Here is a 20988-nt window from a genome sequence, read left to right on the forward strand (position 1 = left end):
TTTGCTGCGCGATTAGCGACGGCAAAACCCCAGGTCAGAGCGCTGCGTCCGTTCCCATTGGGAAGCTGTTAATGGGAATATCACGGTGTCGCCAAGAAACTTCTCCTCGTCCTTTCGGTGTGTAAGACTCCCCGCCGGTCGTTGAGTTTTCGCTCCACCAAGAAGGACTAGCCCGTGAAGAAGAAGTCAGCCGTCGGGGTGCTCTCGAGCGCCGCGATCGCCGCCGTACTGGCAGCCGTGCTGCCGGGCGCGGTCGACGCCAGCCCCACGAAAGACGCCGGACCGGCGTCCAAGCCCGCCGCGCACCGGGAGGACAACCGTCCCGGGCCCCTGACCAAGCAGCGCACCGAGATGCGCAAGCAGGCCATCGAGAAGGTCGCCAAGGGCAAGGCCAAGCCGAACGCCGACGGCGTCGTCGAGCTCGAGCCCGGCAAGTTCGTCGAGACCACCACGGTCCGCCAGGACAAGATCTTCACGATCCTCGCCGAGTTCGGTGAGCAGAGCGCGGGCCGCTACGGCACGGTCCCCGGTCCGCTGCACAACCAGATCCCCCAGCCCGACCGCAGCGTCGACAACTCGACCGAGTGGGCGCCGGACTTCAACAAGGCGTTCTACGAGCAGCACTTCAACGGCGACGGCGAGTCGATGCGCACGTACTACGAGGCGCTGTCGAACGGCCGTTACTCGGTGTCGAACGTCGTCACCGACTGGGTGAAGGTGCCCTACAACGCGTCGTGGTACGGCGACAACGCCCGCGAGGACAACGGCGGGTCGTGGGACTTCATCACCGACTCGGGCAACGCCTGGTGGGACTCGCAGCTCGCGGCGGGCAAGACCCCGGCCGAGATCGACGCCTACCTCGCGCAGTTCGACGTGTGGGACCGCAACGACTGGGACCACGACGGCAACTTCGACGAGGCCGACGGCTACATCGACCACTTCCAGGCCGTCCACGCCGGTGAGGGCGAGGACGCGGGCGGCGGCGCGCAGGGCGCGGACGCCATCTGGTCGCACCGCTGGTACGTCAACGGCGACGACTACGGCCTGACCGGCCCGGTCGTCGGCGACATCCAGAACAAGGCGGGCGGTGCCCGCATCGGCGGCTCGAAGTACTGGCTGGGCGACTACACGACTGAGCCGGAGAACGGCGGCCTCGGTGTGTTCTGCCACGAGTTCGGCCACGACCTCGGCCTGCCGGACTACTACGACACCGCGGGCGGCGAGAACTCGACCGCGTTCTGGACGCTGATGAGCTCCGGCTCGTGGCTCGGCCACGGCGCCGCCGGGAACAACGGCATCGGCACGCACCCCGGCCTGATGGGCGCGGAGGAGAAGCTGTTCCTGGGCTGGCTCGACTACAGCACCGTCAACCTCGGCACGTCCGGCGACTACACGCTCAACCCGGCGCAGCTGCAGGTCGACGGCAAGGACCAGGCCGTGCGGGTGAACCTGCCCGACACGACCCGCAGCACCAGCTACACCACGCCGTCGTCCGGCAGCCACGCCTGGTGGACCGGCTCGGCCGACGACCTGAACCAGTCGCTGACCAGGGCGGTCCCGGCCGCGTCGCGGATCACCGTGACGACGAACGCCTGGTACTCGATCGAGGCCGACTACGACTTCCTGGTCGGCGAGTACTCGGTCGACGGCGGCGCCAACTGGGCACGTGCCGGTGCGCTGGTCGACGGTGACTCGGCGGGCCGCTGGACCTCGCTGCGGTTCTCCTACGACCCGGCGGGCCAGGAATCGCTGTTCCGGTTCCGTTTCCAGAGCGACGGCGGCGTGCACCTGCCGGGCGCGTTCCTCGACGACATCACCGTCAAGAGCGGCGGCACCACGCTGTTCAGCGACGACGTCGAGAGCGGCACCAACGGCTGGACCGCGCAGGGCCTGTGGAAGATCTCGACCGGCACCGAGACCGGTACGTTCGAGCGCTACTACCTGGTGGAGAACCGCGAGTACGTCGGTTCGGACGCGCTGCTCGCCGAGGGCCCGTACCAGTTCAGCAAGGGCCTGACCGCGCCGAACTGGGTCGAGTTCTTCAAGTTCCAGAACGGCATGCTGGTCTGGTACGTGGACCGTTCGTACGGCGACAACAACGTCAGCCAGCACCCGGGCGCCGGCTCGGCGATGGTCGTGGACGCGCGGCCGGCGCCGTTCACGTGGTCGGACGGGTCGCGGCCCAGCAACCGCCGCCAGCCGTTCGACGCCACGTTCGGCCTCGAGGCGACCGACGAGACGTGCCTGCACAAGGAGGTGCTGACCGGCAAGGGGCAGGACCAGACGGTCACCACGCTCGCCGCGTGCGCGCCGTCGGTGCCGGGCATCCCGGTGTTCGACGACACCAACCCGGACGCCTACTACAGCACCGCCAACCCGCAGGGCAGCGTGAAGGTCGCCGGTCACGGCGTCAAGGTCACGGTGACCGGTGACGCGGGTGACGACCTGACCATCTCGGTGGTCAACCCGGCCGGCTGAGTCCATATCGGCCAGAGACGTTCGGTGGCCCGGACCCGACTCGGGGGTCCGGGCCACCGGCGTTCGGCACGCGGGACAATGTTTCCGCCGCACCTGACAACCTGGGGGTTTCACTGTGGACACATCTGACAGACCCGACCCTGCGCTCGAACCGGTCGAGCCCGACCAGCCGCTCGCGATCATCCCGGTCGTCGAGTACGAGCAGGCGCCGACGTTCGCCCAGTACGGGCCGCCGCCAATGTCCCCGCCACCACCGCCGCCGAAGCCCGCCGGTCCGCCGAAGTCGGTGACCGGCGCCGCGTTGCTGAACCTCACCGGACTCGGCCTCGGCTACGCCTACCTGCGCAACCACGTGCTCGCGGTCCTCGCGTTCCTGCTCACCGGCGGCGCGGTCACGGTCGCGTTCCTCACCGGCGCCGCCGACCGGCCGTGGCTGTGGCGTGGCGCCGTGCTCGGCTGGCTGGTGCTGCTCGCCCTGCACGCGGCGTTCCTCGCGAGCCGCCGCGCGCCGGGCCCGCGCACGCGTGGCCCGGTGCTCGCCGGGGTCGTCGCGGTCGCCGTGGTGGCCGCGGGCTACGCCGGGTACGGCGTGGCGGGCGCCGCCGCGTACGACCGCGGTGTCGCCGCGCAGGAGGCCGGTGACTGCGTCGCCGCGGCGGACGCGTTCGACACCGTCACCGGCCCGTTCGAGCTGACGCTGAGCGCCGACGTGCTCGACGCACGGGACCGGTCGGCGGAGTGCGCCGCGTACGAGAAGGCCCGCGCCGCGCAGAACCGCGACGACTACGAGTCCGCGATCGTGCTGTACGACGACTTCGGCAAGCTCTACCCGGACAGCGTTCTCTCGCCGTACGTGCGCGACAACCTCGCCGACACGCACTTCGCGAAGGCCACGAGCTGGCAGGAGCCGGTCACCGCGGTCGTCGCCCGGCTGTCGGTGGACACGCTTCTCATGCTGGGCAGGGAGTTCGGCGACACCGACGCCGCGAAGCAGGCGCCCGCCGCGATCGACGATGTGTTCGCCGCGGCGACGAAACCCTACGGCGCCGGGAAGTTCTGCGACTCGCTGGAGGTCCTCACGTACTTCGCGGGGCTCGACGCGACGAGCGTGGGCAAGAAGGTGTCGGCGGACGCGAACACGTTCCGGGCCCGGTCCCTGTACGAGTGCGGGATGCGCCAGTACCGGGACAAGAAGCTGTCGCAGGCGGTCACCACGTTCGGCATGTTCCTCACCGGCTACCCGAAGGACCGCCGTGCGGCGCAGGTGAAGGCCGCGCGGATCGCCGCGGAGGTCGCCGCCGCCGCGAAGGTGACGATCCCCGTGCCACCGCCGCTGGGCGGCAACAACCCCGGTCCGATCCCGATCACGTTCTACAACGACAGCCAGGACGCGGTGACGATCTACATCGCGGGGCCGACCGCGCACGAGATCACGCTGCCCGCGTGCCCGTCCTGCCCGGCGACCTACCCGGAGAACGATCCGGCGGCGTGCGCCAACCTGAACGGCCGCCCGTCGGTGACGGTGCGGCTGAAGACCAGCACCTACTACTACCTGGCCACGTCGTCGGCGTGGACGGAGGGCCTGGCGGAGCCGATCACGCTCGAAGCCAACTACGAGTACGAGCAGTGCCTGTTCACGACACCGCACTGACCCGGCGCGTCCTCGGTCACCGGCGGCTAGGATTCCGCCGGTGACCACCTACGACGACCTCGACCTCGACACGACGACGCTGCCGGAGCGGCAGCAGCGGATCCTCGTCGCCATCCGCGACTGGGTGGTCGAGCACGGGTACTCGCCGAGCACCCGGCAGATCGGCGACGCGGTCGGGCTGCGGTCGACGTCGTCGGTGTCGAAGCACCTGGCCGCGTTGGAGGACAAGGGCTTCCTGCGCCGCAGCGCGTCGGTGACCCGGCCGATCGACGTCCGCGTGTTCCTGTCCGGCACGGCTGCCGCGGATGGTTCCGGCGACTCGGTGCCCGTGCCGGTGGTCGGTGACATCGCGGCCGGCGTGCCGATCGCGGCGGAGGAACACGTCGACGACATCATGACGCTGCCCCGCGGTCTCACCGGCCGCGGCAATGTGTTCGGCCTGCGCGTCCGCGGCGACTCGATGGTCGACGCCGCCATCTGCGACGGCGACATCGTCGTGGTCCGCCAGGAACGCGAGGCCCACTCCGGCCAGATCGTCGCCGCGATGATCGACGACGAGGCGACCGTGAAGGTGTACCGGAAGCGGGGCGGGCACGTGTACCTCGAACCCCGCAACCCGGCCTACGACGTGATCGACGGCGACCGCGCGGTCGTGCTCGGCGTCGTCGTGTCGGTGCTGCGCAGCGTCTGACGGCGCGGCCGCCGGGGAGACCGGTGTGGGGGCACCGGGTGACCGGTACCCCCACGGCGGTCAGTGCTCCCCGTGACCGCCCCCAGGGTGGACGTGGAACCGCGCCACTTCCGGCGGGTGCACGACGAACGGCCGCATCATCCCCTCGTCCTCGTGGTCGAGGATGTGGCAGTGGTACATGAACTGGCCGGTCGCGCCCTCGAACCTGCCCGCGACCGTGAGCCACTCGCCGGGGTTGAGCTGGAAGACGTCCTTCCACCCCTCCTCGTGCTGCTGGATCGGGTCACCGGCGCCGGGCACGGCGAGCGGCGCGGTGGTGCCGCCGACCGCGATGTCGAAGCCGGGCACGTTGTTCTGCTGGTCGACCTGGTACCGGCGCCTGGTCAGCAGCTGGAACTGCGACATGTGGATGTGGATCGGGTGCGCGGGCCCGCCGAGGTTGATGAGGTTCCACACCGCCCACCGGCCGTGGTCGACGAAGAACGTGGTCGTCTCGTCGAACAGGCTCGCGACCTTCTCGAAGGTGCGCACCTTGCCGGTGGCCGGGTCGGTGACCTGGATGATCCCCGCGGCGGGGAACTCGTCCGGCGGGTTGTCGGTGATCTCCCGCAGCTCCCACATCTGCGGGTGCGCGTCGCCCGCGGTGCCGGGCGGGACGGTGGCCACGAACAGGTGGTCGTGGTCGGCCAGCTCCGGTGAATCGTGGTCGAGCCGGGTGTACGACTCGGCCAGCTTCTCCGGGAGCTCGAACGAGTCGTGCCGGTCCCGGTTCTCGACGCGGAACTCCATGAGGTCCGGCTCGACGGGGCCGCCGACGGGCACGTTCGCGTTGGTGAGGCGCAGGTTCCCGCCCCTGAAGCGGCTGAAGTCGATCAGCAGGTCGGCGCGCTCCGACGGGGCGAGCACCAGCCCGGTCGACGGCATCGCGGCGGGCGCGGGCAGCAGGCCGCCGTCGGTGCCGACGATCCGCACCGCGTCGTTGTGGGACCGTCCTTCCTCGTCGATCAGGTTCAGGCGGAAGAACCGGGCGTTCGCGGCGTTGAGCACGCGGAAGCGGTACCACCGCGCGTCCACGTCGAGATGCGGCCAGATGACCCCGTTGACCAGGTTGAACGGCCCGGTGAACGGGATCATCGCGCCGCCCGGCAGGTACGGCACCTTGAACAGCAGCTGACCGGTGAGCGCGCCGGTCGCCGGGTCGGTGTCGAGGTTGCGGTCGGCGAGGATCAGCGGCACCTCGTGGTCGCCGCCGGGCAGGTCGAGGTCGTCCTCCTCGCGGTCGCGGACCAGGTACATGCCGGTCAGGCCGACGTGCACGTTGAACCGCGTCACCGCCATCGCGTGGTCGTGGTACCAGAGCGTGGTCGACTTCTGCTCGTTCGGATACTCGGTGAGCTGGGCGTGCCCGCTCAGCGTGGCGTTGTGGGCCCAGCCGTCGTTGCCGGCGTTGGTCAGGGCGCCGTGCAGGTGCGTCACGGTCCACGGCGGTAGGTCGGCGACCCCGTCGATGATCTCGACGCCCGGCGGCAGGCCGCCGTCGGGAGAGCGGTATCCCGGCGTGTTCGCGGGCGCCTGGCCGATCGGCGCCCGCACGCCCACGAGCGGGATGGTGCCCTCGATGTCGTTGCTCCACGCGACCCGCAGCCGCTTGCCGCTGCGGACCTCGATGGTGGGCCCGGGGAACTGTCCCTCGTAGGTCCACACCGCGGTCGCGGGCAGCTGTGAATGCAGCCGCACCCGCGCCGCGGTCATGTTGATCGTGATCTCGTCCTGGTGCCACCACGAATGCGGGCGGATCAGCGGTGGAATCCGCAGTGGATCGCGGAATTTCGTCAACCCGAAATGTGGTGCCGCCGGCGCGGCGGTCGGTGCGGGCTGGGTGATGACGTCGGTCATCCATTCCTCCTGCTTATGTGCAGGGGAGTACATCCGTTGTGCCACAACGGTTACAGGAGCGCGTCACGAACCCCCTGGGACGCGGTCCCCCCCTCGAGAAAACTCCCCCAATTTCATGGTCGCCGAGTTCCTCGGCTCGCCCCTTCGAGCCTCGGCTGCCCGCCAGCATAAAGGAATTCAGCGAGTCGTGCCACGAGGGTCAGGAAATTCCGGTTTCTCGGTCGCCGAACCGTCACTGTTGTGGGCGGGCTCGCAGGTGTGCTCGTTCGCCTTGTTTGCCGAACAGGCTCAGGAACTCGACGGGTTCCTCGTCCGCCGCGCCGAACCAGTGGGGCACGCGGGTGTCGAACTCGGCGGCCTCGCCGGGCGACATCACGAAGTCGTGTTCCCCGAGTACCACCCGCAGTCGTCCATTGAGGACGTACAGCCACTCGTACCCGTCGTGTGTCTGCGGATCCGGGGCTCGCCGTCCACTCCGGGCGGGGAGCACGAGCTTGTACGCCTGGATGCCGCCCGCGCGGCGGGTCAGCGGCAGCATGGTCATCCCGCCGCGTTGGACCGGGCGCAGGTGGATGCGCGGGTCCCCCGTGGGCGGCGCGTCGACCAGCTCGTCGAGCGTCACCTGGTACGCCTTCGCCAGCGGCAGCAGCAGCTCGAGTGTCGGTTTGCGGTCCCCGGACTCCAGGCGGGAGAGCGTGCTCACGGAGATCCCGGTCTCCGCCGACAGGTCGGCCAGCGTGGTCTCCCGCTGCTTGCGCAGGGCACGCAGCCGGGGTCCGACCGCCGACAACGATTCGTCCATGACACGCAGTTTGCCACTTCGGCAACATAAGTTGCCAGTCGAGTGGGTCGGCGCGCATCGTGGGCCGTGGAGGTGGTCGAGATGAACGAATACGACGTGGTGGTCGTCGGTGGGGGCGCGGCAGGGCTGAACGGGGCGTTGATGCTGGCCCGCTCGCGGCGTTCGGTGGTGGTGGTCGACGCGGGCAGACCCCGCAACGCACCCGCCGACGGGGTCCACGGGCTGCTCGCCCGCGAAGGCACCCCGCCCGCGGAACTGCTGGCGCGCGGACGGGAGGAGGTCCTCGGGTACGGCGGCGAGATCCTGTCCGGCGAGGTGGCCGACGTGGTCCGCGACGGCGAGCGGTTCGTCGTGACGTTGACCGACGGGAGAGCGCTCTCCGGGCGTCAGCTGCTGGTGACGACGGGTCTCGTCGACGAGCTGCCGGACATCCCCGGGCTGCGCGAGCAGTGGGGCAGGCACGTGGTGCACTGCCCGTACTGCCACGGCTGGGAGGTCCGCGACCGGGCCATCGGCGTGCTGGCGACCGGCCCGATGTCGGTGCACCAGGCGCAGCTGTTCCGGCAGCTGTCCGACGACGTCACCGTCTTCTCGCACACGACGCCGCCCACCGCCGAGCAGGCGGAGGAACTGGCCGCGCGCGGCATCAGGGTCGTCGCGGGCACGGTGGCGGGCGTCGAGACCGACAGCGACCGGATCACCGGCGTGCGGATGGCGGACGGCACGGTCGTCGCCCGTGACACGGTGGCCGTCGCGAGCCGGATGGTCGCGCGTGCCGGGTTCCTCGGCGGTCTCGGGCTGCGGCCCGTGCCGCACCCGTCCGGGATGGGTGAGCACCTGCCTGCCGACCCGACCGGCCGCACGGAGGTGCCGGGCGTCTGGGTCGCGGGCAACGTCACCGACCTGTCCGCGCAGGTCGGGCCGTCCGCCGCGGCGGGCGCGAACGCCGGTGCCCAGATCAACGCCGACCTGATCGCGGAGGAGGTCCGGACGGCCGTGGCGGCCTACCGGGACCCGTTCTCCGCGCGGTCCGAGGCACGGGTGGCCGAGCTGGTGCTCGGCGACCGACGCCACGGGCTCTGAGCAGGTGTACACCCCCGCTCGTCGGGTAGCCGGTCCGGGAAACCTGACGAGCGGGGAGTCGAGCCATGGCACAGACAGTCGGTGATCACGTTCTCCAGCGGCTGCGGGAGTGGGGTGTGCGGCACGTGTTCGCCTACCCGGGTGACGGGATCAACGGCCTGGTCACCGCCTTCGGGAGGGCTGACAACCAGCCGCGGTTCGTGCAGGTGCGGCACGAGGAGATGGCCGCGTTCGCGGCGGTGGGCTACGCGAAGTTCTCCGGCCGGACCGGGGTGTGCATGGCCACGTCCGGGCCCGGCGCGATCCACCTGTTGAACGGCCTCTACGACGCGAAGCTCGACCACGTGCCGGTCGTCGCGATCGTCGGCCAGACCGCGCGCAGCGCGATGGGCGGCAGCTACCAGCAGGAAGTCGATCTCCAGTCGCTGTTCAAGGACGTCGCGTCGGACTACCTCGTCGAGGTGAACGTGCCGGAGCAGCTGCCGAACGCACTCGACCGCGCCATGCGGGTCGCCGAGGCCAACCGTGCGCCGACGGCCGTGATCATCCCGAACGACGTGCAGGAGAGCGATTACCAGCCGCCCCAGCACACGTTCAAGCACGTCCCCTCCAGCGCGCCCGGCACCGCGTGGGCGGCGCCCGTCGCGCCGGAGAGCGCTCTCTCGCAGGCCGCGGAGGTGCTCAACGCGGGGGAGAAGGTCGCCATCCTCGTCGGCCAGGGCGCACGCGGCGCGGCCGCGCAGGTGCGGGAGCTGGCCGAGCTGACCGGCGCCGGGGTGGCGAAGGCGTTGCTGGGCAAGGACGTGCTCTCCGACGAGCTGCCCTACGTCACCGGTTCGATCGGGCTGCTCGGCACGCGGCCGAGCTACGAGCTGATGCGGGACTGCGACACGCTGCTGATCGTCGGGTCGAACTTCCCGTACAGCCAGTTCCTGCCGGAGTTCGGGCAGGCCCGCGCGGTGCAGATCGACATCGACGGCCGGTTCATCGGCATGCGCTACCCGACCGAGGTGAACCTCGTCGGCGACGCCGCGGCGACGCTGACCGCGTTGCTGCCGGAGGTCACCCGCAAGGAGGATCGTTCCTGGCGGGAGACCGTCGAGAAGAACGTCGCCGACTGGTGGTCCACAGTGGACAAACAGGTCGACGTGGACGCCAAGCCGGTGAACCCGATGCGGATCGTCGCCGAGCTGTCCCGGCGCATCCCGGACGACGCGATCATCACCGCCGACTCCGGGTCGTCGACCAACTGGTACGCGCGCAACCTCAAGATCCGCGAGGGCATGCTGGCGTCGCTGTCCGGCACGCTCGCCACCATGGGGCCCGGCGTCCCGTACGCGGTCGGCGCCAAGTTCGCCCACCCCGGCCGGCCCGTGATCGCGCTGGTCGGGGACGGTGCCATGCAGATGAACGGGATGGCGGAACTGATCACGATCGCCCACTACCGGCACCTGTGGGACGACCCGCGCTGCGTGGTCTGCGTGTTCCACAACAACGACCTCAACCAGGTCACGTGGGAGCTGCGGGCCATGGGCGGGGCGCCGAAGTTCGAGGAGTCCCAGACCCTGCCGGACGTCGACTACGCCGCGTTCGCCCGCTCGCTCGGCCTCGGCGGTGTCGTCGTCACCGAGCCCGGCGACCTCGGGACGGCATGGGAGAGCGCTCTCCGCGCGGACCGGCCGGTCGTGCTGGACGTCCACTGCGACCCCGAGGTGCCGCCGATCCCGCCGCACGCCACCTTCGAGCAGATGAAGTCGGTGACGGAGGCCCTGCTCAAGGGCGATCCGGAGGCGTTCCACCTGCTCGTGCAGGGCGCGAAGACCAAGTTGCAGGAACTGCGGCGATGAGTGGCGGCACGGTCGCGCACAAGCTGATCGAGGCGCACCTGGTCGACGGCGAGCCGGAACCGGACTCGGAGATCGCTCTCCGCATCGACCAGACGCTGACGCAGGACGCGACCGGCACGCTCGTCATGCAGGAGCTGGAGGCGCTCGGCCTCGACCGCGCCAGGACCGAGGTCAGCGTGCAGTACGTCGACCACAACCTGCTGCAGGCCGACGAACGCAACGCCGAGGACCACGAGTTCCTGCGATCGGCGTGCCGCCGCTACGGGCTGTGGTACTCGAAGCCGGGCAACGGGGTGTCGCACCCGACGCACATGCAGCGCTTCGGCATCCCCGGCAAGAGCATGGTGGGCTCCGACTCCCACACGTGCGCTGCGGGCTCGCTGGGCATGCTGGCGATCGGCGTCGGCGGCCTCGAGGTGGCGATGGCCATCGCCGGGAAACCGCTCTACCTGCGCATGCCGCGGATCATGGGGGTGCGGCTGACCGGCGAGCTGCCGCCGTGGAGCTCCGCGAAGGACGTGATCCTGGAGATGCTGCGCAGGCACGGCGTGAAGGGCGGCCTGAACACGATCGTCGAGTACCACGGCCCGGGCGTCGCGACGTTGAGCGCGATGGACCGGCACGTGATCGCCAACATGGGTGCCGAGCTCGGTGCCACCACGACCGTGTTCCCCGCCGACGACGCCGTGCGCGCCTTCCTGCGCGCCGAGGACCGGGAGGACGACTTCGTCGCGCTGACGCCCGACGAGGACGCCGAGTACGACGTGACCGACCACCTCGACCTGTCCACCGTGGAACCGCTGGTGGCGCGGCCGTCGTCGCCGGGCAACGTGGTGCCGGTCCGGGAGGTCGCCGGTGAACCGGTGTCCCAGGTGGTGATCGGGTCCTCGGCGAACCCCGGGCTGCGTGACTTCGCGATCGCGGCCGCGATCGTGGCGGGCAGGCAGACCCGTGACGCGGTGAGCTTCGACGTCAACCCGTCGTCCCGGCAGATCTTCTCCGACCTCACGAAGACGGGCGCGACGTTCGACCTCATCGCCGCCGGTGCGCGCATCCACCAGGCCGGCTGCCTCGGGTGCATCGGCATGGGCCAGGCGCCCGCCGTCGGACGGAACTCGCTGCGCACCTTCCCCCGCAACTTCCCGGGCCGCTCCGGCACCAAGGAGGACTCCGTGTGGCTCTGCTCGCCGGAGACCGCGGCCGCGTCCGCGTTGACCGGCGTCCTCACCGACCCGCGCGACCTGGGCATCGACTACCCGGAGATCGCTCTCCCGGCGCGCGCCACGGTCAACACGGCCATGCTCGTCCCGCCGCTGCCGCCCGACGAGGCCCAACACGAGGAGCTGGTGAAGGGTCCCAACATCTCGTCCCTGCCGGACTTCCCGCCGCTGCCCGACCGCATCGAGGGCCCGGTGCTGCTGAAGGTGGGCGACGACATCTCCACCGACGAGATCTCGCCCGCGGGGGCGCGGGCGCTGCCGTTCCGGTCGAACGTGCCGAAACTGGCCGACTTCACGTTCACCGGGGTCGACGAGGACTACCCGTCCCGGGCGCGTGCCGCCGCCGGCGGCCACGTGGTCGTCGGCGGCGAGAACTACGGGCAGGGCTCGTCCCGTGAGCACGCGGCCATCACCCCGCGCTACCTGGGCCTGCGCGCCGTGCTCGCGAAGTCGTTCGCCCGCATCCACTGGCAGAACCTGGCCAACTTCGGGGTCCTCGCGCTGGAGTTCACCGACCCGGCCGACTACGACCGCGTCGAGCAGGATGACGTGCTGGTCGTCGACGACCTCCGGAGAGCGCTCTCCGAGAGCCAGGAGGTGGACGTGCGCAACGAAACCAGGGACGAGCGCTACCGCGTGCGGCACCGCCTGTCGCCCCGGCAGGTGGAGGCGGTGATAGCGGGCGGCCGGATTCCGGTACTGGCTCGACAGCTGACCTGATCGGGCAGTAGAGGACGTCACGGGGCCGGACGTCATGCCAGCACGCCGGGCGAACGCCGCTTCGCCGAGCGCGAACGTGTCCCCGGAGAGCGGTTTCCGCCGCGTACGTTGACGCGCATGCGCCTCCTGTTCGCCAGCCTCGCCTCCGTCGGGCACACTTACCCGCTGATCCCGCTCGCCGTCGCCGCGCGGGAGGCCGGGCACGAGGTGCACTTCGCGGCGGGGGAGTCGGTCCACGACGCGTTGGGAAAGAGCGCTCTCCGGCCGTTCCGGCCCGCGGTGGCGTACTACGACATCTACGCCGAGGACATCGCACCCGACCTGGCGCGGCTGCGGCCGGACCTCGTGATCCACGGGTGGGGTGTGCCCGGCGTCGCCGACGCCGCGCGTGCCGCCGGGATTCCAGGTCTGTGGCACGGTTTCGGGCGCATGTTCCCCGACGGCATCGGGCTCGACCGGCCGCTGCGCACCGGCCTCCCGCACGTCGACATCTGCCCGCCGTCGCTGCAGGACAAGGACTTCCTCGACACGGAGCAGCGGATCGCGCTGCGCCCGGTCCCGTACGCCGAGGCCGGGGAGCGCTTTCCCGGGCCGCTCGTCTACCTCACGCTCGGCACCGCGTTCGGCACCCCCGAGCTGCTCACCACCGCCCTGGAGGGCCTGGCCATGCTGCGTGCGACCGTCGTGGTCGCGACCGGACGGGTACGCCCCGAGGAGCTGGGCGAGGTGCCGGAGAACGTGATCCCGCGGGCGTGGGTGTCGCAGGCGGAGCTGCTCCCGCACGCCGACCTGGTCGTCCACCACGGCGGCAGCGGCACCACACTCGGCGCGCTCGCGGCCGGTGTGCCGCAGCTGGTGCTGCCGCAGGGGGCCGACCAGTTCGCGAACGCCGACGCGCTCGTCACGTCCGGTGCCGCGCTGCGCCTGCTCCCGGACGAGGTGTCCACGGCCGCGGTCGCCACGTGCGCCGCGACGCTGCGACGGGAGAGCGGTTTCCGAGACGCCGCGCGTGCGCTCGCGGACGAGATCGCCCACCTGCCTTCGCCTGCCGAGGTGGTCGAGCGGCTCACCGCATCCGCGCGCCCGCCCGAACGACACGGGCAGGTCGGTCAGTCGCGCGAGTGATCGCGCTCACCCGTCCGGTGCGCGCGCAGCGAACCGGGGTGCGCCTTCGCCGTCGGGTCCCCACGCGTCTTGAGCAGGCTCGCGACCGTGACCACGGTGAGCACGACGACGATCACCCCGAGGCTGAGCGGCGTGGGGATCTCCGGGACGCGTTCGTCGATGTCCACGTGCGCCCAGTGCAGGATCAGCTTCACGCCGATGAACGCGAGGATCAGCGCCAGACCGGTCGACAGGTACACGAGCCGGTCCAGCAACCCCTTCACGAGGAAGAACAACGCGCGCAACCCGAGCAGCGCGAACGCGTTCGCGACGAACACGATGTAGGACTCGCTGGTGACGCCGAAGACTGCGGGGATCGAGTCCAGCGCGAACAGCAGGTCGATGCTGCCGATCGCGACGAGGACGACCATCAGCGGTGTGACCACCCGCCGCCCGTCGACGCGGGTGACCAGCTTGCCGTCGACGTACTCGTCGGTCAGCGGTAGCACCCGCCGCGCGGCCTTGACCATGACGTTGTCCTCGACGTCCGGGTCCTCGTCGCGGTGGCGGAACAACTGCACCGCGGTGACGATCAGGAGCAGGCCGAACAGCAGGAACATGAAGGAGAACAAGGAAAGCAGCGTCGCGCCGAGCGCGATGAAGATCGCCCGCATCACCAGCGCGAGCACGATGCCGAACGTCAGCACCTTGTGCTGGTGCTCCTCCGGCACCGCGAACGTGGTCATCACGATCACGAACACGAACAAGTTGTCGACCGAGAGGCTCTTCTCGACGATGTACCCCGCGAAGTACTCGGTGCCGTACTCGCCGCCGTACGTCAGCGCGAACCACACCCCGAACGCGACCGCGACGAGGATGTAGAACACCGACCACGCCGTCGCCTCGCCGAACCCGACCTTGTGCGGCCGCAGCGCGGCGATCACGAGGTCCACCGCGAGCAGGGCGACGATCAGTCCGATCGTGACGATCCAGGTCAGTCCGCTGATGTCGAGCACCCGCCGATCCTCGCCCGCGACGGCGCGGCCCGCACGACGAGCAGGGGTTACCGGGTGAAACGGTCGAGCAGCAGCGCCAGCCGCTGGTCGTGGCCGGCGCGAGGGATGCGGGCGTCGCGGGTCAGGGTCGTCAGGCCGTGCAGGGCGGCCCAGAAGGTCTCGGTCAGCAGGCCGACGTCCTCGCCGTCCGCGTGGGGGCGGACCGCGTCGGCGATCGCGTCGAAGCCGGCGTGCAGGGCGGCCGGCGCGGCGGGGCTCGCGAACGGCAGGTCGACCGACTGGTTGAACATCGCGTCGTAGAGCGCGGGCCGTCGCTCGGCGAACGACACGTAGGCGACGGCGACCGCGGCCAGACCGGACGGGACCACGGCACGCAGCTCCTCCGCGAGATCGGCGAAGCCCTCCACCGCGACCGCCGTCATGATCGCGTCCTTGCCCTTGAAATGGCTGTACAGCACGGGCTGGCTGTACTCGACCTCCTCGGCGAGCCGCCGGGTGGTGACCGCGTCCCAGCCTTCCGCCTCCGCCAGCTCACGCGCCGCCGTGATGATCAGCCGCTCACGCTCGGCGCGTTCGCGCTCCCGGCGCGCCTGTATCGACATGACCCAGAGTCTAGCAGTGCTAGCGCACGTGTCAGTGCTCTGCTAGCGTCGACACTGTCGCTAGCACTGCTAGAAATCGGAGGATCGCATGCTCACCCACCTCGCCTACGGGCTCGCCATCGTGCTCAACCTGTTCGTCCTGTACATCGGACTGCGGTTCCTGTTCGCGCCCCGCGCCGCGGCCGCCGGCTACGGCGTGCCGGCGACCGAACGCGCCTTCCTCACCGTCAAGGGACTGCGCGACGGCAGCTACGGCCTGCTCGGCCTCGCGCTGCTGGCGTTCGTCGGCGCGCAGGCGGGGGCGTGGTTCATGCTCGTCGTGGCGCTGAACCCGTTGGGGGACACGGTTGTCGTGCTCCGCAACGGCGGCACCAGAGCCGTCGCGTTCGGCATCCACCTCGCGACGGCGATCGTCGTGCTCGGCAGCGCCGCGCTGCTGTTCGCCGTGAGTTGAGCGGGCCATCGATTCCGTCGATGGCGGGCAGCGCGAACGAGTGTTGGACCGGCCGTCCGCCGGGGCGAACACTCAGGACATGGCTGGAAATCAGGACGGTTCCGGGCGGCTGCTGCTCGCCTTCGGCGCCCGGGTGCTCGTCCTGGCGGCGTTCGTGGGCTTGGCGGGCTGGGTGCCGCTGCTGCTGTTCTTCGCGGTCCTGGGCGGCTGGCTCGTGAGGTGCGCCAGCAACGCCCGCGCCGCGGGGTTCGACGGGACGGAGGAGCGGCCCGCGAGGTAGATCGTGCGGGTCAGGTCCCCGTCGGCCACGGTGGCGTGTGTCAGGCCGGTCCGTTCCGCCACGCGCTGCGGCACGACGGTCACCCCGAGTCCCGCGGCGACCAGGTCCAGGAGCAGCGGGACGTGGGTGGCCTCGCACACCGGGTTGCGCCGCAGCCCCGCGTCAGCGAACCGGCGGCGCACCATCTCCTGCATGCCGCTGCCGGACAGGTCCACGAACGGCTCACCGTCCAGATCGGACAGTCGCACCCGCTGCCTGCCCGCGAGCCGGTGACCCGGGTGCGTCACCAGCACGAGCTGCTGCTGCCAGGTGGCGAAGACGGCGAGGTCGGTCGGCAGCGGCCCGTCGGCGGCCAGGTAGGCGAGGTCGAGCGACCCGTCGGCGACCGCGGCGGCGAGCGCGGGCACGAGCCCGTCACGCACGTGGATCTGGACGCCTTCGTGCCTGCGCCGGAACTCGCCGAGCTCACGCGGCAGGTCGACCATCGTCAGGGCCTGGATCGTGCCGATCGACACCCGGCCCCTGGCGAGCCCGAGGACCGCGGCGACCTCCCCGCGCGCCGCGTCGGCATCGGCCACCATCCGGTGGGCGACCGGCAACAGCGCCCGGCCCGCCTCGGTGAGCAGCACGCCCCGGCTGGTCCGTTCGAACAACGGCGCGCCCAGGTCCGCCTCCAACTTGCGCACCGACGCCGACAGCGCCGACTGCACGATGTGGACCTCCTGAGCGGCCGAGGTGAACCCGGAACACCGCACGACGGCGAGGAAGTGCTCGATCTGCCGCAACTCCATGCCGCGATGGTCCCCTACGGCGTACGGCTGGTCACGAGGTCGCGGCCGAAACGCCGACAACCCGGAATCCGCCGAGACGGGCCGCCCAGTACGTCACCTCAAGCCCCACCCGATCCCGGGGGCCACCCGCCTTGCCAGTCTACCAGTGGGGGCCGACAAAATCGGGCGGCTGAGCGGAACTGTGGACAACCGGACCACCTGTGGACAACTCGTGCCGACAGCGCCGTGGCGCTCTACGGTTGAGCGTGACCCGTCCACCGTGGGGAGGCGTCCATGGAGCTCCGGCATCGTTCTCGTGCGCTCGTGGAGGGGCCGGCCAGGGCCGGCGCGCGGGCGCAGCTCAAGGGCATGGGCTACGACGACGAGGCGCTGGCCAAGCCCTTCGTCGGGGTCGCGCACTGCTGGACCGAGACCATGCCGTGCAACTTCACGCACCGCACCCTCGCCGCCGCCGTCAAGGCCGGGATCCGGGCACGTCAGGGCACGCCCATGGAGGTCAACACGATCGCGATCTCCGACGGCATCACCATGGGCACCCCCGGTATGCGCACGTCCCTGGTCTCGCGGGAGGTCATCGCCGACTCGATCGAACTCGTCGCGCGCGGGCACTGCTTCGACGCGCTCGTCGGGATCGCGGGCTGTGACAAGACGCTGCCCGGTGTCGTGATGGCCATGGCACGGCTGGACATTCCCGGTGTCCTCCTCTACAGCGGCTCTATCCGTCCCGGCTGCTGGCAGGGCAGGGACGTCACCGTGCAGGAGGTCTTCGAGGCCGTCGGCGCCCACGCCGCGGGCCGGATCACCGACGCCGAACTGGCCGAGCTGGAGGCCGCCGCGTCACCGGGCGTGGGTGCGTGCGGTGGCCAGTTCACCGCCAACACCATGGCCATGGTGTTCGAGGTCATGGGCATCAGCCCGCTCGGCTCCGCCATGGTGCCCGCCGAGGACGAGGGCAAACCCGGGGTCGCCGAACGGGTCGGGCACCTCGCCATGGACGTGCTCGCCGCCGGCATCCGGCCCCGGGACGTGATCACCCGCGAGTCCATCCGCAACGCCATGACCGCCGTCGCCGCGTCCGGTGGGTCCACCAACGCCGTGCTGCACCTGCTCGCGATCGCCGCCGAGGCGGGCGTGGCCGTCGACATCGACGACATGGACGAGATCAGCGCCAAGACCCCGATGATCTGCGACCTCAGGCCCGGCGGCCGGTTCGTCGCCACCGACCTGTACGCGGCGGGCGGCGTGCCCCTGCTGGTGCGGCGGCTCCTCGACGGCGGGCTGCTCGATCCCGACGCCGTGACCGTCACCGGACGGACGCTGGGCGAAGCCGCACGGGACGCCGAGGAAACCGCCGGTCAGGAGGTCGTGCTCCCGCTCGACCGGCCGCTCAAAGCCACCGGCGGCCTCGCGATCCTGCGCGGCAACCTCGCGCCGGACGGCTCCGTCGTGAAGCTGTCCGGGCACGAACGCCACTACCACCGTGGCCCAGCCCGCGTGTTCGACGGCGAGGAGGCCGCCATGGCCGCCGTGCTCGCCGGGCAGATCAGGGCGGGCGACGTGGTGGTCATCCGCGCGGAGGGACCGGCGGGCGGGCCCGGCATGCGGGAGATGCTCGCGGTCACCGGCGCGCTCATGGGCGCGGGACTCGGCGCGGACGTCGCACTGCTCACCGACGGCCGGTTCAGCGGCGCGACCAGGGGATTCATGGTCGGGCACGTGGCGCCGGAGGCAGCGCGCGGCGGCCCGATCGCGGCCGTTTCCGACGGCGACACGGTCACCATCGACGTCGCGGCCCGCCGCATCGACGTCGACCTGCCCGACGAGGACATCGCGGTGCGGGCCGCGGCCTGGCAGCAGCCGCCCAACCCGTACCGGACCGGCGTGCTCGCGAAGTACGAGGCGCAGGTCGGCAGCGCCAGCACGGGTGCGACGACCAACCCGGCGCTGCCGCCTCGCGGGGGAGTGTGACGTTCGCGGCGGACCGTGCGCCATCACTGGTGGGGTCCTTCTACGTCGAGTCGAGGTTTGCTGAGTGACAGCTGGTCAGACGGCGGCTGACCTGTCCGCGGCGGTGCGGGCGGCCCGTGGCGGGGACGAGGCGGCGTTCCGGCTGCTGTACCGCGAGGTACAGCCCGGTCTGCTGCGGTACCTGCGCGGGTTGGTGGGCGGTGAGGACGCGGAGGATCTCGCGTCCGAGACCTGGCTGCAGATCGCGCGCGACATCCGCACGTTCCGGGACGACGGCGCCGGCGGGTTCCGCGGCTGGGCGGCGACCATCGGACGCCACCGGGCGCTCGACCACATCCGGCGCATGCAGCGCCGCCCGGCACCCGGGCTGTCGGCGGAGGTGCTGGTCGACCTGCCGGACCGCAACGACACCGCGGAGCAGGCGATCACGCACGCGGCCACCAACGCGACCGTCGAACTCATCGCCACACTGCCCAAGGACCAGGCGGAGGCCGTGCTGCTGCGGGTCGTGATGGGGCTCGACGCGCAGGCCGTCGCCGCCGTCATGGGCAAGCGGCCCGGCGCGGTCCGGACCGCCGTCTGGCGAGGACTGCGCAAGCTCGGTGAGCGGCTCGAGGAAATGCCAGGTCGGGAGGTCGCAGCCACCGGTGTGACACGCACAGGCGGCTCGACGCCAAGAAAGACGTCATGAGCATTCAAGGCACGCCACGTGTGGACCGCGACACCGCGGAGCGGCTGGTTGCCGGCCAGGGGGCCGGACCGGTCGCGGTGGTGCTGCGCGCTGCCGCCGCACCGGCACACGTGGGTGAGCTGGCGGGCGAGAGCGCCGCGGTCGCCGCGTTCCGGGAGGCGGCGAACGCACCCGCGCCGCACCGGTCGGTGTTCCGGCGGAGCGTCGCGAAGGCGTTGACCATCAAGGCTGTGCTGGTGGTGGCCGTCGCGGGCTCCACCGGGGTGGTGCTCGCCGCGAGCGAGGGCGCGCTGCCCGTGCCGTGGTCGAACGTCCCGGCCGACGCGCCGGGCACGACGACCCCGGTGCCGAACGCGCCCATCGGCCGCGTCAGCGACGACCGGCCGTCGCCCGCGACGCCCGACCCGGCGATCGTCGGCCTGTGCGAGGCGTACACGGCGGGCGAGGACAAGGACCTCGACACCCCGGCGTTCCAGGCACTGGTCGATGCCGCGGGCGGAGAGGACGAGGTCGCGGAGTACTGCGAGATCGTCGAGACCACGGCGCCCAGCGCCACCGCGGGTGCGACCACGACCACGGGTAAACCCGAGGAGTCCGGCAAACCCGAGGAGCCCGGCGAGGACGCGCGGGATGATCGTCAGCCGGAGACCCCGACGGCCAGGACACCGAGCGAGACGGGACGTCCGTCCGAGAGACCCGGTGGTACCGAGCCGCCCACCGAGGAGATGCGCGACAGACCGACCAGGACAGAAACAGAGCAGACGAGCGACCCCAGCGATGAGGTCACCGAGACTCCGGACAGCTCAGCCCCCGGCGCCGCATCCGCCGTGCCCCCCAGCGGCGCCGAACCGCCGTCAAAGGGCAGCTGACCGGACGGAGTGGGTTCGGGTCCATACGACCCCAGATCCCGGCCCGAACCCACTCCCCCCAACCCGCGACCACCTCGGTGGTCGTTCCGGCCGAGAACCGAGACGGCTCACTCGGGACTCGGCCAACCCTGCCGGTGGCCCGGGTCTGTCCGGGCCACCGGCCCCTTTACAAAGGCCGGCGCGCAGCGCCCGTCCCGCGCTGGTGCGGCACAGTGTGCCACGTTCCGCCGGTAGCGTGAGAGCGTGATCCTGCACATCACCGAACGCGCGGCGTACCGGCCGGGCGAACCGGTCACCGCCCCGTCGCTGACGACCGAGGGGTTCCTGCACTGCTCCGACCCCGGCACCGTGCACCTGCCCGCGAACCGGCTCTTCGCCGGCCGCACCGACATGGTGCTGCTGGAGATCGACCCGTCGCGGCTCGACGTGCCGCTGCGCTGGGAGCCCGGGTCGCCGCCCATCCCCGGCGGGCCGTGGTTTCCGCACGTGTACGGCCCGATCCCGGCCGAGGCCGTGGTGGCGGTGCACGAGTTCCCGCCCGGCCCGGACGGGTTCACGCTTCCGGGCTCGCTCCAGCGCGGTTGACGTCAGGCGGGCGGGACCAGGCCAGGCACCCAGCCCGGGTCGTCGGACTCACCGCACACCGGGCACGGCAGCTCCACCATCACACCGGGCGCCTTCTCGGCGAAGACCACGCCGGTGCCCGGCAGGATCATCGGGCGGACCGTGCCGTCCTCGGCGCGGTACTGCGTGAGCTGACAGCACCCGTGGCACACGGTCCGCACGACCTCGTTCGCCATCACGGCCACCTCCGGGGGCAAGCGT

At 71.2% G+C, this 20988-nt stretch carries 18 protein-coding genes; 12 read left to right on the forward strand and 6 right to left on the reverse strand.

The window, feature by feature from the left end:
- Nucleotides 1–174: 174 nt before the first annotated feature.
- From ACIBVP_RS30060 to lexA, 3 genes are all read left to right on the forward strand, one after another.
- Nucleotides 175–2478: an immune inhibitor A domain-containing protein gene (locus ACIBVP_RS30060; protein WP_396109737.1), complete on the forward strand. Its 2304-nt coding sequence runs from the start codon at nt 175–177 to the stop codon at nt 2476–2478.
- 115 nt (nt 2479–2593) lie between these two features.
- Entirely contained in the window at nt 2594–4129 is a 1536-nt protein-coding gene (locus tag ACIBVP_RS30065; RefSeq protein ID WP_396109738.1) for a hypothetical protein, read from the forward strand.
- 40 nt (nt 4130–4169) lie between these two features.
- Entirely contained in the window at nt 4170–4820 is a 651-nt protein-coding gene (lexA, locus tag ACIBVP_RS30070; protein WP_396109739.1) for a transcriptional repressor LexA, read from the forward strand.
- 60 nt (nt 4821–4880) lie between these two features.
- On the opposite strand, the gene ACIBVP_RS30075 is transcribed toward lexA, so the two are convergent.
- On the reverse strand, nt 4881–6716 hold the full coding sequence (locus tag ACIBVP_RS30075) for a multicopper oxidase family protein (protein ID WP_396109740.1): 1836 nt from the start codon (nt 6714–6716) through the stop codon (nt 4881–4883).
- A gap of 232 nt (nt 6717–6948) precedes the next feature.
- Nucleotides 6949–7518: a helix-turn-helix domain-containing protein gene (locus ACIBVP_RS30080; RefSeq protein WP_396109741.1), complete on the reverse strand. Its 570-nt coding sequence runs from the start codon at nt 7516–7518 to the stop codon at nt 6949–6951.
- Nucleotides 7519–7599: 81 nt separating this feature from the next.
- Here ACIBVP_RS30080 and ACIBVP_RS30085 point away from each other — a divergent pair, with 81 nt between their 5' ends.
- From ACIBVP_RS30085 to ACIBVP_RS30100, 4 genes are all read left to right on the forward strand, one after another.
- Nucleotides 7600–8601, forward strand: coding sequence for an NAD(P)/FAD-dependent oxidoreductase (locus ACIBVP_RS30085; RefSeq protein WP_396109742.1), 1002 nt, complete (start codon nt 7600–7602; stop codon nt 8599–8601).
- 65 nt (nt 8602–8666) lie between these two features.
- On the forward strand, nt 8667–10448 hold the full coding sequence (locus ACIBVP_RS30090; protein WP_396109743.1) for a thiamine pyrophosphate-requiring protein: 1782 nt from the start codon (nt 8667–8669) through the stop codon (nt 10446–10448).
- On the forward strand, nt 10445–12388 hold the full coding sequence (locus tag ACIBVP_RS30095) for an aconitate hydratase (RefSeq protein ID WP_396109744.1): 1944 nt from the start codon (nt 10445–10447) through the stop codon (nt 12386–12388). The genes ACIBVP_RS30090 and ACIBVP_RS30095 overlap by 4 nt, the downstream gene beginning before the upstream one ends.
- Nucleotides 12389–12505: 117 nt before the next feature.
- A complete protein-coding gene (locus tag ACIBVP_RS30100; RefSeq protein ID WP_396109745.1) occupies nt 12506–13513 on the forward strand; it encodes a glycosyltransferase in 1008 nt (335 codons plus the stop codon).
- Here the strand turns inward: ACIBVP_RS30100 and ACIBVP_RS30105 are convergent.
- On the reverse strand, nt 13498–14508 hold the full coding sequence (locus tag ACIBVP_RS30105) for a TerC/Alx family metal homeostasis membrane protein (protein WP_396109746.1): 1011 nt from the start codon (nt 14506–14508) through the stop codon (nt 13498–13500). The two genes, ACIBVP_RS30100 and ACIBVP_RS30105, sit on opposite strands and share 16 nt — an antisense overlap.
- A 47-nt stretch (nt 14509–14555) precedes the next feature.
- Complete coding sequence (locus ACIBVP_RS30110) at nt 14556–15110, reverse strand: TetR/AcrR family transcriptional regulator (protein WP_396109747.1); 555 nt, start codon at nt 15108–15110, stop codon at nt 14556–14558.
- An 88-nt stretch (nt 15111–15198) separates the two neighbouring features.
- Here ACIBVP_RS30110 and ACIBVP_RS30115 point away from each other — a divergent pair, with 88 nt between their 5' ends.
- A complete protein-coding gene (locus ACIBVP_RS30115; protein WP_396109748.1) occupies nt 15199–15564 on the forward strand; it encodes a DUF4267 domain-containing protein in 366 nt (121 codons plus the stop codon).
- 90 nt (nt 15565–15654) lie between these two features.
- Here the strand turns inward: ACIBVP_RS30115 and ACIBVP_RS30120 are convergent, their stop codons facing one another.
- The gene (locus tag ACIBVP_RS30120) at nt 15655–16635 is read right to left on the reverse strand and encodes a LysR family transcriptional regulator (RefSeq protein ID WP_396109749.1); all 981 of its coding nucleotides are present in this window, start codon (nt 16633–16635) and stop codon (nt 15655–15657) included.
- Nucleotides 16636–16908: 273 nt separating this feature from the next.
- On the opposite strand from ACIBVP_RS30120, the gene ilvD reads away from it, so the two are divergent.
- From ilvD to ACIBVP_RS30140, 4 genes are all read left to right on the forward strand, one after another.
- Complete coding sequence (gene ilvD / locus ACIBVP_RS30125) at nt 16909–18603, forward strand: dihydroxy-acid dehydratase (protein ID WP_396109750.1); 1695 nt, start codon at nt 16909–16911, stop codon at nt 18601–18603.
- A 64-nt stretch (nt 18604–18667) separates the two neighbouring features.
- Nucleotides 18668–19294 carry an RNA polymerase sigma factor gene (locus tag ACIBVP_RS30130; RefSeq protein WP_396109751.1) on the forward strand — a complete coding sequence of 209 codons (627 nt, stop codon included), beginning with the start codon at nt 18668–18670 and terminating at the stop codon, nt 19292–19294.
- Complete coding sequence (locus ACIBVP_RS30135; protein WP_396109752.1) at nt 19291–20163, forward strand: hypothetical protein; 873 nt, start codon at nt 19291–19293, stop codon at nt 20161–20163. The genes ACIBVP_RS30130 and ACIBVP_RS30135 overlap by 4 nt, the downstream gene beginning before the upstream one ends.
- A 243-nt stretch (nt 20164–20406) precedes the next feature.
- Nucleotides 20407–20748, forward strand: coding sequence for a DUF952 domain-containing protein (locus tag ACIBVP_RS30140; protein WP_396109753.1), 342 nt, complete (start codon nt 20407–20409; stop codon nt 20746–20748).
- Nucleotides 20749–20750: 2 nt separating this feature from the next.
- Here the strand turns inward: ACIBVP_RS30140 and ACIBVP_RS30145 are convergent, their stop codons facing one another.
- A complete protein-coding gene (locus ACIBVP_RS30145; RefSeq protein WP_396109754.1) occupies nt 20751–20963 on the reverse strand; it encodes a hypothetical protein in 213 nt (70 codons plus the stop codon).
- Nucleotides 20964–20988 lie beyond the last annotated feature (25 nt).

The sequence above is a fragment of the Actinophytocola sp. NPDC049390 genome (assembly GCF_044466355.1).
GTDB lineage: Bacteria > Actinomycetota > Actinomycetes > Mycobacteriales > Pseudonocardiaceae > Actinophytocola.